General features: G+C 71.9%; 10 protein-coding genes. 4 read left to right on the top strand and 6 right to left on the bottom strand.

Annotated features, from left to right (window positions below):
- Positions 1-14 precede the first annotated feature (14 nt).
- The 3 genes from IEZ09_RS24480 to IEZ09_RS24470 form a co-directional block, all read right to left on the bottom strand.
- Positions 15-2,498 carry an FtsX-like permease family protein gene (locus IEZ09_RS24480; RefSeq protein WP_189256083.1) on the bottom strand — a complete coding sequence of 828 codons (2,484 nt, stop codon included), beginning with the start codon at positions 2,496-2,498 and terminating at the stop codon, positions 15-17.
- 3 nt (positions 2,499-2,501) lie between these two features.
- On the bottom strand, positions 2,502-3,233 hold the full coding sequence (locus IEZ09_RS24475) for an ABC transporter ATP-binding protein (protein ID WP_189256082.1): 732 nt from the start codon (positions 3,231-3,233) through the stop codon (positions 2,502-2,504).
- Between the two features lie 105 nt (positions 3,234-3,338).
- The gene (locus IEZ09_RS24470; RefSeq protein ID WP_189256081.1) at positions 3,339-4,211 is read right to left on the bottom strand and encodes a LysR family transcriptional regulator; all 873 of its coding nucleotides are present in this window, start codon (positions 4,209-4,211) and stop codon (positions 3,339-3,341) included.
- Positions 4,212-4,280: 69 nt separating this feature from the next.
- Here IEZ09_RS24470 and IEZ09_RS24465 point away from each other — a divergent pair, with 69 nt between their 5' ends.
- A complete protein-coding gene (locus IEZ09_RS24465) occupies positions 4,281-4,877 on the top strand; it encodes a short chain dehydrogenase (protein ID WP_189256080.1) in 597 nt (198 codons plus the stop codon).
- On the opposite strand, the gene IEZ09_RS46700 is transcribed toward IEZ09_RS24465, so the two are convergent.
- Together IEZ09_RS46700 and IEZ09_RS46695 are read right to left on the bottom strand one after the other, a co-directional pair.
- Complete coding sequence (locus IEZ09_RS46700) at positions 4,865-5,113, bottom strand: hypothetical protein (protein WP_229812906.1); 249 nt, start codon at positions 5,111-5,113, stop codon at positions 4,865-4,867. The two genes, IEZ09_RS24465 and IEZ09_RS46700, sit on opposite strands and share 13 nt — an antisense overlap.
- A complete protein-coding gene (locus IEZ09_RS46695; protein WP_229812905.1) occupies positions 5,092-5,355 on the bottom strand; it encodes a TetR/AcrR family transcriptional regulator in 264 nt (87 codons plus the stop codon). Before IEZ09_RS46695 ends, IEZ09_RS46700 begins: the two co-directional genes overlap by 22 nt.
- 140 nt (positions 5,356-5,495) lie before the next feature.
- Here IEZ09_RS46695 and IEZ09_RS24455 point away from each other — a divergent pair, with 140 nt between their 5' ends.
- On the top strand, positions 5,496-7,019 hold the full coding sequence (locus tag IEZ09_RS24455) for an MDR family MFS transporter (RefSeq protein ID WP_189256113.1): 1,524 nt from the start codon (positions 5,496-5,498) through the stop codon (positions 7,017-7,019).
- Positions 7,020-7,027: 8 nt separating this feature from the next.
- The gene (locus IEZ09_RS24450) at positions 7,028-7,501 is read left to right on the top strand and encodes a universal stress protein (RefSeq protein ID WP_189256079.1); all 474 of its coding nucleotides are present in this window, start codon (positions 7,028-7,030) and stop codon (positions 7,499-7,501) included.
- A 7-nt stretch (positions 7,502-7,508) separates the two neighbouring features.
- On the opposite strand, the gene IEZ09_RS24445 is transcribed toward IEZ09_RS24450, so the two are convergent.
- Complete coding sequence (locus tag IEZ09_RS24445) at positions 7,509-9,053, bottom strand: S8 family serine peptidase (protein WP_189256078.1); 1,545 nt, start codon at positions 9,051-9,053, stop codon at positions 7,509-7,511.
- A 161-nt stretch (positions 9,054-9,214) separates the two neighbouring features.
- Here IEZ09_RS24445 and IEZ09_RS24440 point away from each other — a divergent pair, with 161 nt between their 5' ends.
- Positions 9,215-12,058 (top strand): ATP-binding protein, encoded by a 2,844-nt coding sequence (locus IEZ09_RS24440; RefSeq protein WP_189256077.1) that lies wholly within the window; start codon positions 9,215-9,217, stop codon positions 12,056-12,058.

The following is a 12,058-nucleotide window of genomic DNA, read 5'->3' as shown; positions in this document are numbered from 1 at the left end:
GGCCTTCTCGGCGTTCACTCACGGATGCCGATCGTGTCGACGGGCTTGGCGCGCAACGACAAGCGGGTGGACACGGCGATCGACACGACACCCAGCAGGGCGGCACCGGCGAGCACGCCCAGGTAGACCCAGATCGGGCCGGTGGGCAGCGGGGTGCCGGTGAAGCCGATCGCCAGCAGGGTCAGCGGCAGTGCGGCGACCGTCGTGCCGAGCGCCGCGGCGAGTCCGACGGTGATCAGCGCTTCCACCCGCATCATCCGCACCACCTGGCGGCGTCCGGTGCCGACCAGGCGCAGGAGGGCGAACTCGCGTCGCCGTGCCGCCGTCGACATCACCAGCGTGTTGGACACCGAGATGGCGACGTAGCCGAGGATCACGCCGACCGCGACCAGGTTGAGCAGGAACTGGGTTCGCTGGTCGCCCTGGTCCTGCGCGGTGATCCGCTCGGTCACGGTCAGGCCGGGATAGCGGCTGATCAGGTTCTGCAGCGCGGCTGTGGTGCCGGCTTCGACCAGTACCGCGCTGTCCGTGCCCGCGGTCGTGTGGGCGCGGGCGTCGGCGGCGGACAGCACGTGGTCGCCGAACGCGAGGTCGTGCTCGTAGGTGGCGACGACGCGCAGCCGGGCCGGCTGGCCGTCCGCGAACCAGAACTCCGCCGTGTCACCGACCTTCTTCCCCAGCGCGTCGCTCACCGCGACCGTTCCCGCCGTGAGGTCCTCGAGGCGGCCCGAGGTGATGCCGAGGTCGACGGTGTTCCCGGCGCGTGCGTCGAGGCCGTTGGCCGGTCCGCGGTTCACGTCGACGCTGTCACCGGTCTTGCTCGCGGTGATCACCTGGGTGCGCACCAACGACGTCGCGGCTGTCACGCCCGGCAGTGTCCGCGCCGCTTCGGCCACTTCGGCTGGCACGCCGGCCGGGCCGGTGATCACGTGGTCGGCGGTGATCGATTTGACCGTTTCCTGGTGCACGGCGGCGGTGAACGTCGTCTGGCTGTAGAAGTTCACCACGGCGAAGCCGATGGCCAGCATCAACGGCGTGACGGCCGCGGCCAGCCTGCGCGAGTTCTTCGTGACGTTCGCCGCCGCGAGGTAACCGCTCACGGACCCGCTGAACATCGGCACGATCAGGCGAACCGCGCCGCCCACGATCCTCGGTCCGACCAGGGTGAGGCCGATGATCAGCACGAGTGCGGCCATGACCGACATCGCCGCGCCGAGCTGGCCGCGCAGGAACAACGGGAGCGTCGTCGCCGCCGCGCCGATCGCCAGCAGGACCCAGCCGATGGTCAGGCGGACCCGGCCCAGGTCCCTGCGCTGGATCGCCGCCTCCCCCAGCGCCTCGACCGGCTTGATCGAGGACGGGCGCCGCGCCGCGCTCCAGGCGGCCACCCGTGCCGCGGCCAGGCCGATCAGGAGGGCGGCGAGCAACGGGATCGGGCTGATCGACAGGGCGAAGTCGTGCGGTACCACGCCGATCGCGGCGAACGCGCTGCGCAGTCCGTGACTGACGGCGATGCTCAGCAGACTGCCGAGCACACCGGCCGCCAGCGAGACCACCAGCGTCTCCAGGCCGATCATCGTCCGGATCTGGCGCGGGGTAGCGCCGACCGCGCGCAGGAGGGCGAACTCGCGGCGGCGTTGTTCGACGGTCAGGGCCAGGGTGCTGGCGACGACGAAGATCGCGACCAGGACCGCGTAGCCGCCGAACGACCCCGCGATGAGCGCGAGGATCGCCTTGGTCTGGCTGACGTCGTCGAACTCGGCGGCACTGCGGTCGGCACCGGTCGACACCGTGACGTGGTCGTCGGCCAGCATGTCCTCGATGCGATCGGTGACGTCGCCCGTGGTCAGGACGCCGATGGCGCTGACCTGATCAGGGCGTCCGGCGAGCTCGGAAGCCTTGGCGGAGCTGAAGAACACCGACGCCTGCCGATCTCCCCTTCCTTCGGCGACTCCGCTCACGCGGTACGACACCGGCGCGGACCGGGTCATCACCTTCACCTCGCCGCCGACCTGGGTTCCCGCCCGCGCCGCCAGACCGGAGTCGAGCACCACCTCGTCGTCCGCGGCGGGAGCACGCCCCTGCGTCAGGGTGAACGGCGCCAGCACGGCCGACTCCCAGTTGTGACCGAAGGACGGCTTGTCCACCACGGCCTGCCCATCCGGCCCGACCACCACGGCGGGGAACGTCCGCTCCGGCACGACGCCCTTCACGCCCGGCACCGCGGCAATTCTGGTAGCCAGCGCGGCGGGAATCGCCGGTTGTTCGGCGGCGTGCTCGAACGCGAGCACGTCGCCACCCGGCGGGCGCACCGTGCGATCGCCGGTGACGACCACGTCGGCTGCCGCATAGCGCTGGGTCGGCACTCCGCCGCGAAACCCGGACTCCATGAGGATCCCGCAGGCCGCGACCAGCGCGGTGCCGCACAGGATGGCGACGAACGCGCCGATGAACCCGCTGGTGCGGGCCTTGACCGTCTGCCACGCAAGGGTCAGCACCGCTCACCACTCCCCCAGACGCGTCATGCGCTCGGCGACCTTCTCCGGCGTCGGCGAGACCAGCTCGCCCGCCAGCCTCCCGTCCGCGAGGAACAACACGCTGTGCGCGGCGGACGCGGCAACCGGGTCGTGCGTGACCATCAGCACGGTCTGCCCCATTTCGTCCACAATGGACCGCAGCAACGTCAGCACCTGGTGCGCCGGCCGCGAGTCCAGCGCCCCGGTGGGCTCGTCAGCCAGCACGACCTCGGGCCGCGCCACCAGTGCGCGGGCGATGGCAACCCGTTGCTGCTGCCCGCCGGACAGCTCCGCCGGGTGGTGGTCGAGCCGTCCGTCGAGACCGACCCTGCTCACGATCTCGCGCAGCCAGCCCTGATCGGCGCGGCGGCCGGCCAGCCGCAGGGGCAGCGTGATGTTCTGCAGCACGGTCAGCGACGGCAGCAGGTTGTAGGCCTGGAACACGAAGCCGATCCGGTCCCTGCGGACCTCGGTCAGCTTCGCCTCCTTCAGCGCGCCGAGGTCGGTGTCGCCCAGCAGGACACGGCCGGAGGTCGGCCGGTCCATGCCCGACGCGCAGTGCAGGAAGGTGCTCTTGCCCGAACCGGACGGGCCCATCACCGCGGTGAAGGTGCCTCGCCGGATGCCGACGGTCACCTCGTGCAACGCCGTGACCGCGCCACCGCCCGTGCCGTACACCTTCCGCACCGCCTGCAGCGACAGCGCGTCTGCCCTCATCACGTTCTCCTTGGCTCGCAACGACTTCCACGGAGAAACGTAATTTCCGAGAGCACGCGGAACGATCACGCAGGCTGCCCGGACCGAGGTGGAGCCTGCTCTACCTCACGCAAGGTTCGTCGGCGCGTCTGTGGCGGCCAGGTGCCGCCGAGCCAGCGCCACGAACGCCGCCGTCGACGGATGCGCGGGCGGTGACGGCCAGGCCAGGTGCACGGTGATCGGCTCGGCGTCGGTCAGCGGCAGGTAGGTCACGCCGGGGTGCGGGTTGTGGTGGCTGGTGCCGGCGGCCGTGACCCCGACGGTCGCTCCGGTCGAGATCGACGTGAGCCACTCGACGACACCGGGCACGTCCACGGACTTCGGCCGTGCCCCTGCCGGCCAGAGATCAGCGGTCGTCGTCCCCGCCGTCTCGCACATCGCGACGCACTCGCCCACCAGGTCGCCGAGTGAGATCGCCGCACGGGTGGCGAGCGGGTGGTCGTCCGCGACCGCCGCGACGCGGGGTTCCTCGATCAACGCCACGTGCTCCACCCCGGAGCGCGCGGGTTCGGTGCGCAGCACCGCCACGTCCGCCTCGCCGCGCCGCAGGGACGCCTCGGGATCGTCGGACCGGCGGATGCGGACGAGCACGTCCGGGTGCCGCGCGCGCCACTCGCGCAGGAACGGGATCGTGAACCGGCCGAGCGCGGCCCAGGCGAAGGTCAGCCGCAGCGGCTGGGGGCGCACCGCCTCGGCCAGGGCGGTGTCCAGCTCGGCGAGGATGCGGTGGCTGTGCTCCCACAGGCGGTGGCCGGTGTCGGTCAGGGCGACGTGCCGGGTGGTCCGTTCCACGAGTCGCACGCCGAGCCGTCGTTCGAACTGGTCGAGCGTGCGCGAGAGAGCGGGCTGCGTGACGTGCAGCGACTCCGCGGCCGCCGTGATCGACCGGTGGTCGCCGATGGCGGCCAGCGCGCGGAGGTGGCGCAGCTCGACATTCATGACTGCCGATCATAAGTGCTGCGTGAACGGCATTTCACCGGCGCTGGAAGCGGACCTAGCGTCGACGGCATGAGGATTCTGCTCGTAGGAGCCACCGGCACGCTGGGGACCGCGGTCCACCAGGAGCTCGTCGAACGCAAGCACGACGTCGTCACCGTCTCCCGCACCGGAGGCGACCTGCAGTACGACGTGACCGACCCGGCCCAGGTCGCCGAGCTGTACCAGACGGTCGGCCAGGTCGACGCCGTGGCGAGCGCGGCGGGCTCGGTTCCGTTCAAGCCGCTGGCCGAACTGACCGCGCAGGACCACCAGGCGGCGTTCACCGGCAAGGTGCTGTCGCAGGTGACGCTGGTGAAGGAAGGTCTTGCGCACGTCACGCCACACGGCTCGTTCACGCTGATCACCGGTGTGCTCGCGCGCGAACCGATCGTCACCGGCGCTGCCGCGTCGCTCGCCAACGGCGCGGTGGAGGCGTTCGTGCGTGCGGCGGCCATCGAGATCGCGCCGCAGCGGATCAACGCGGTCAGCCCGACCGTGTTCACCGAGTCGCTCGACGTCTACGGCGACTTCTTCCCCGGCATGAAGCCCGTGCCGCTCGCCGACGTGGTGCGGGCGTACGTCAGGTCGATCGAGGGACGGCAGACCGGGCAGGTCTACGAGCTCTGAACGCGGAGCCGGCGGTCGACGAGGGCGGGCGGAGGCCGCTCTCCCCCACCCTCCAGCCACAGCGCGGTCCCGGTGCGGACGGCGGCGAGGAACGTCGCCGCCGTCCGCCGCGCCACTTCCCCGTCCGGTCCGCGCGTGGTCAGCACGGCACTCACGTCGCGTTCGAGCGCGACCTGGTCGGCTGCCTGGCGTGCGAGCAGTGACGGGTGCCGCCTCAGCAGCCGCAGCTGAGCCATCCACTCCACGTCCGGGACGGCCAGGTGCGGTACAGCTCCGCCGTCGCCGCGCGCAGGGCCTGCCACGGCTCCTCGCCCGGCGGCCTCGACCCGACCAGCGCGACCAGCGCTTGGAACCGCTCGCGGTCGGCGTCCAGTACCGCGTCCTCCTTGCTGGTGAAGTAGCTGGAGAACGTCCGGCGCGAGACACCGGCCTCATCGGCGATGTCCTCGACCGTCACCCCGTCCAGCCCCCGCTCCATCGTCGGCGGCAGCGCAGCGTGGTGAGGGTCTCCATGCGATCAGGCCGGACCCGGAGTAAGTTGCCTATTGTGCAAATTTGCACGGCGCGCAAGAATTGTGAGGAACGAAGGGGCGGTACGTGAAGATCGAGACTCGGGCGATGGGGCACCGGCAGGTGCTCGAGTCGCTGTCCGGGCTGCTGCTCGCGTTGTTCGTGGCCATGGTCAGCTCGACGGTCGTGTCCACCGCGCTGCCGCGGATCATCGGCTCGCTGAACGGCACCCAGACGCAGTACACGTGGGTGGTCACGGCGACCCTGCTCACGGCGACGGCGACCACGCCGATCTGGGGCAGGCTGGCCGACCTGTTCAACAAGAAGACGCTGGTCCAGGCCGCCATCGTGATCTTCGTGATCGGCTCGCTGCTCAGCGGCTTCGCCCAGGACACCGGTCAGCTGATCGCCGCCCGCGCGTTCCAGGGCCTCGGCGTCGGCGGCCTGCAGGCGTTGGTGCAGGTCGTGATCGCCGCGATCATCCCGCCCCGCGAACGCGGCCGCTACAACGGCTACCTCGGCGCGGTCATGGCCGTCGCCACCGTCGGCGGCCCGCTGCTCGGCGGCCTGATCGTCGACGTGTCCTGGCTCGGCTGGCGCTGGTGCTTCTGGATCGCCGTGCCGATCGCCGCGCTCGCGTTCGTCGTCCTGCAGGCCACGCTGAAGCTGGAGACCGTCCGCCGCGAGAACGTGCGCATCGACTACCTCGGCGCGGCGCTGATCGCCGCGGGCGTGAGCGTGCTGCTGATCTGGGTCTCGTTCGTCGGCAACTCGTTCGACTGGGTGTCGTGGCAGACCGGGGCCATGGTCGCCGGCGGTCTCGTGCTGCTCGGCGCGGCCGTCCTGGTCGAGCTGCGGGTCAGCGAACCCGTTGTGCCGCTGCACATCGTGGTCCAGCGCACCCCAGCACTCGCGATCATCGCCTCGCTCGCGGTCGGCATGGCGATGTTCGGCGGCTCGGTGTTCCTCGGCCAGTACTTCCAGATCGGCCGCGGCTACACCCCGACGGAGGCGGGCCTGCTGACCATCCCGCTGATGGCGGGCGTGCTCGTGTCGTCCACGATCTCCGGCCGCATGATCAGCCGGTCGGGCGCCATCAAGCCGTACATCGTGTCGGGCACGATCATCCTGGTGCTGGGCTTCCTCGGCCTGGGCACGGTCGACCACGCCACCGCGCTGTGGGTGGTCGGCATCGCGATGGCCGTCGTCGGCATCGGCGTCGGCATGACGATGCAGAACCTCGTGCTGGCCGTGCAGAACAGCGTGCCGTTGAGCGAGCTGGGCGCCGCCAGCGCGTCGGTCACGTTCTTCCGTTCCCTGGGCGGCACCATCGGCGTGTCCGTGCTCGGCGCCGTCCTCGCCAACCGCGTGACCGCCGACCTGTCCACCGCGCTGCACGTGCCCGCGGGCCAGTCGACCGGCGGCACCAGCGCGTTGAACCTCTCCGCCCTGCCGCCGCAGGTGCAGACTATCGTGCACACGGTCTACGGCGACGCGACGGCACACATCTTCCTGATCTCCGCGGCCGTCGCCGTCGTCGGCGTGATCGCCGCACTGCTCCTCAAGCCGATCACCCTGCGCACCACGATCGACCTGGAGCACGAGGAGAAGGACTCAGCGGTCGTGCGCTAGGAGGAGCCGTGAACGCACCCTTCGAATCCACAACGGACTCCTACGGTCCCACTCCCCTGCCGGCCGCGCGCACGATCCTCGTCGGCGTCGACGGCTCCGACACGGCGATGCGCGCGGCGGCCTTCGCGTTCGGCATGGCGCGGCGCCAGGGCGCCCGCCTGGTCGTCGCCTTCGTCGCCTCGCACTCCTCGCTCGCGGTGCTGACCCCGGCCGCCGCCTCGGTGTACGAGCACGAGGCGACGGCCAGGCTCCACGCCGAGCTGCGCGAACAGGCGCGGTCCGCGGCGGAGGAACTCGACGTGCCGGTGACGTTCGTGAAGACGTTCGGGGACCCGTACACGACCCTGCGGGACGCCGCCGACCGCTGCCAGGCCGACGTGGTGGTGGTCGGGGCGTCGCAGCAGGCGGGGCACCGGTTCGCCGGGTCGGTGGCCACGCGACTGATCAGGTCGGGGCACTGGCCGGTGCTCGTGGTCCCCTGACCCGCGGTCAGAGCGTCAGGCTCCAGCTGTCCAGCGTGCCGGTGTCGTACCGGTAGAGGTCCTGCACGCCGAGCTTCCAGTCGCCGTTGCGCTGCTCCGCCGAGAGGTTGGCGGTGAACGTCGTGCGCACGTCGTCGGCGTGGTCGACGGTGCTGGCCTCCTTGAGCCGGTAGGTGCTGCCGTCCGGAGCGATCAGCGTGAGCACCAGGTCACCGCGGTAGGGGTGGCTGATCGCCACCTCGACCTGCGCGGACGCCGAACCGGTGCCCTCGCAGCCGGAAATGGTGATGGTGCTGGTCACCGCGCTGCCGGCGTCCGGGATGGCGACGTCGGTGTCGTTCGACTTCTTCGCGCACCCCGGCGCACCGGTGATTCCCTTGGTGTACAACAGCTTGTTCGGCGAACCGGGGCCCGCGTTGGTCACCTTTCCGGGCGTGGCGGCGTCGACGATCGCCTTGTTGACCTCCGCCTGCGTCGCGGACGGGTGGCTCTGCAGGTACAGCGCCGCGGCACCGGTGACGAGCGGCGCGGAGAACGACGTGCCCTGGTCGGACCGGGTCGCCGTGTCGCTGCTGTAGCTCGCGCCGGTGTTGCTGCCACCCGGTGCGAACAGGTCGACGCACGTGCCGGTGTTGGAGAAGCCGGAACGGGAGTCGTCGCGTTCGGTCGAGGCGACGGTGAGTCCCTCGGTGACGCGGGCCGGGCTGTAGCCGCAGGCGTCGGCGCCGTTGTTGTTGCCGGCGGCGAAGACGTGGACGAAGCCCTTCTGGATCGACGCCCTGATCTGCTCGTCGCCGATGCCCGTCTGGTACTGGCCGAGGCTCATGTTGACCACCGCGGGCTTGCGGCCGTTCGCGTCGATCCACTCGACCGCGTCGACGACCAGGTCGTCCGGGCCGGAGGCGCTGCAGTCGAACACCCGCAGCGCCACCAGTTTCGCCTTCTTCGCCACGCCGTAGGTCTTGCCGACCGACGTGCTGGCGGTGTGCGTGCCGTGGCCGTGGCAGTCCTGCGCGATCGCGTCCCTGTCGAAGAAGTCGTAGCCGTTGGACGCGCGGCCCTCGAACTCGGAGTGCGACACGCGGGTGCCGCTGTCCACGTTGTACACCGTCACGCCCTCACCGGTGGCGTTGTACTCGTACTTGGTGTCCAGCGGCAGGTTCGCCTGGTCGACGCGGTCGATGTTCCACTGCGCGTTGCTCTGCACGTCCGTGCCGCGGGCGGTGCCGGTCTGGTACACCGCCTTCACCGCGGGGTTCCCGGCCAGCCTGCGGGCCGCCTGCTCGGACAGGCCCCGCACCGAGAAGCCCTGGACGGTCCTGCTCCACGTCGACCTGATCGTGCCGCCGTACCGCGCCACCAGCGACTGGGCCGACGACTGGACGCTCGTGGCGGCCGCGTCGTGCAGCCGGACGGTGTACCAGCCCGCCGCCCACGGTTCGCGTGCGGGCACGATCACGCCCTCCTGCGGTGCCGCGACGGCCTGCGGCGTGGCCGCGAGCAGCACCACCGCCAGCGCCGCCAGCACGGTGCGCCTGTTGCTCTGACTCATCTGCGTGACTCCTCGTCCGAGCGGCGGAGGCAGGGGTGTGGCCGCTCGGCCCCACCCTGCATCCACACCGGACGCGGGCACATCGGAGCCCGCATTCATCGGGGATACCCAATCATTGCGGGGCGTCGCGATTCGGTTACTCGTCAGTACCATCAGTGGGCATGACGGTCGGTCTTTCCGCTGCCCGGCCACCGCGCTCGGTCTTCGTCGGCCGCGACGCCGAACTGGCCGAGCTGGCGCGGGTGGCGGTGCGGCCTCCCGCGCTCGCCCTGGTCGAGGGCGAGGCGGGGGTGGGCAAGACCCGGCTCGTCCGGGAGCTGGTGCGGCGCCCGGAGCTCGCCGGGCGGACCGTGCTGCTGGGCTGCTGTCAGCCGATGCGCGAACCGTTCCCCTACGGACCGGTGGTGGACCTGTTGCGCGACACCGCGCCGCTGCTCTCCCGCGTCGCCGGGACCCTCTCGCCGATCGTCGGCGCGTTGCGGCCGTTGCTGCCCGAGCTGGCGCCGCTGCTCCCGCCGGAACCGCCCAGGGGTGACGCCGCCGCGGAACGGCACAAGGTCTTCCGCGCCGTGCGTGATCTGCTCGCCGCGTACGGCCCGGTGATCGTGGTGATCGACGACCTGCACTGGGCCGACGAGGGAACCCAGGACCTGCTGCGGTTCCTGATGAGCCCGCCGACGGCGAACCTCGCGCTGATCGCCGCGTACCGGCGCGAGGCGTACGCGGCGGGGGCCTCCTCGGTGCTGGAGGCGGCGCATCGACTGCTGTCGGACGACAACACCACGTTGTTGCGGCTGCGTCCGTTGGCGGCCACCGACGTCGGCGTGCTGGCCGCCGGGCTGCTCGGCACCCGCGAGGTCGGCCAGGACTTCGCCGCGGCACTGCACCACCGCACGGCGGGGATCCCGTTCGTGATCGAGGAGGTGCTGCGCGAGTTCCGCGAGATGGGCGCCGAACCGCGCTCGCACGCGCTCGACCTGGTCGACATCCCGGTGTTGCTGCGCGACACCATGGCCGACCGGTTGCGGCGGCTGGGCCCGGCCGTGGCCGCCGTGGTGCACGCGGCCGCCGTGCTGGACGCGCCTGCCACCGAGGACGACCTGGCCGTGGTGTCCGGACTGCCACCCGGCCGCGTGGCCAGGGCGCTCACCGACGCGTTGACGGGCGCGGTGCTGTTCGAGGTGGACACCGGCCGCTACGCGCTGCGGCACCCGCTCGCCAGACAGGCCGTCGACGTGTCGATCCCGAGCCCGCAACGCCGGAAGCTGCACGCGCGAGCAGCCGAGCTGCTGGCCGGGCGACCGGACCGCGTGCCGGTGCGGCTGGCGCACCACTACCGCCAGGCCGGTGACATCGCGAACTGGGTGAGCAGGACGGTCGCGGCCGCCGACCACGCCACCGAGGTCTCCGACGCCGCCCTCGCGCTGCAGGTGCTCGAGACGGCGCTGGCCGACACCGCGCTGCCGCCGCGTGCCGCGCGCACGCTCGCGGTGCGGCTGAGCCGGGTGGCGGCCACCGGGATCGCGCGGGTCAGCACCGTCGACCGGCTGCGGGAACTGCTGCGCGACGGCCTGCTCACCGGCACCGCGCGCGGCGAGGTCCGGATCAACCTCGGCAGGCTGCTGATGAACCAGGCCGGCCGCGTCGAGGAGGGCCAGGGCGAGATCGAGATGGCGGTGCACGACCTGGCCGACCGTCCGGCACTGGCCGCACGCGGCGCCGCCGCCCTCGTGCTGCCGACGTTCGGGTGGCGGCCGATCTCCAGCCAGTTCGCCTGGCTGGAGAAGGCGACGAAGCTCGCCGCCGCCGTGCCGCGCGACGACGAGCTCGCCATGGTCGTGCACGCCAACCGGCTGTCGTTGCTGGCGGGCACCGGCGATCCGCGGCTGCGCCCGTTGCTGGACCGGTTGCCCCGCAGCTCCCGCTCGCCCCGCGTGCGCCGCCAGCTCGCCCGTGCGTTCAGCAACGTCGGCGACTCGCTGGCGTGGACGGGCCATTACCCGACAGCGCGGTCGTTGCTGCAGATCAGCAGCACGTTGATGGCGGAGACGGACGTGCCGTACCTGTCGACGCTGCGCACCGGCACCGGGCTGCGCATCGACGCGCTCACCGGGAACTGGGGCACGCTCGACGCCGACGCCGCGCACCTGATCGAGCAGGCGGGTGAGATGCCTTCGCTCGCCATGGACGCGTTGCTCGCGCTGGCGTGGGTGGCCATGGCGCGCGGTGATCGTGACGCGGCCGGCCGGTACCTGGACAGCGCCCACGCCGCCGCCCAGGAAACCGCGCCCCTGCAGATCGCCGTGTCGGCGGCACGGGTAGCTCTCGCGCTGGCCCGCAGCGACGTGGCCGCGGCGGCGGTCGGCGCCGACCGCGCGCTGATCCGGGTGCGTGCCAAGGAGAACTGGGTGTGGGCGGCCGACCTGGTGCCGCAGGCGGTCCGGGCGTTCCAGCGAGCCGGCCGGGACGCCGACGCCGTCAGCCTGGCCGACGAGTACGCGGCGGGTGTCGCGGGCACCGACGCACCCGCGGCTGCCGCGGCTGAAGTGCTGGTCCGGGCGTATCTGGCGGCGGACCCCGCTCAGGCGCTCGACGGCTACCTGCAGGCCGCTGCCGCGTATGCCGCGCTGCCTCAGCCGCACACCGCGGCGACCGTGCACGAGGCGGCCGCGACCGCCGCCATCGCGCTCGGTGATCCGGCCACGGCGCTGTCCTCGCTCACCGCCGCCGTGGAGGCTTACGCCGCATTGGGTTGCACGCGGGATGCCGACCGCTGTCGCCGGGCCAGCCGCCGGTTCCGTCCGGCACGACCGCGTGGCCGCAAGGGGTACGGCGACGAGCTGTCGCCGCGGGAACGGGAGGTCGTGGACCTCGTGGCGGCGGGGCGGACCAACCGGCAGATCGCGGACGAGCTGTTCCTCTCGCCGCGCACGGTCGAGCACCACGTCGCTCGTGCGATGCGGAAGCTGAACGTGGCCTCGCGGGCGGAGTTCGAACGCGACTGA

Origin of the sequence: Lentzea flava, from assembly GCF_014648475.1 — a bacterium.
GTDB classification, from domain to species: Bacteria; Actinomycetota; Actinomycetes; order Mycobacteriales; family Pseudonocardiaceae; genus Lentzea; species Lentzea flava.
Note: the sequence above shows the minus strand (reverse complement) of the source record. Positions and strands in the feature narration are given on the sequence as shown.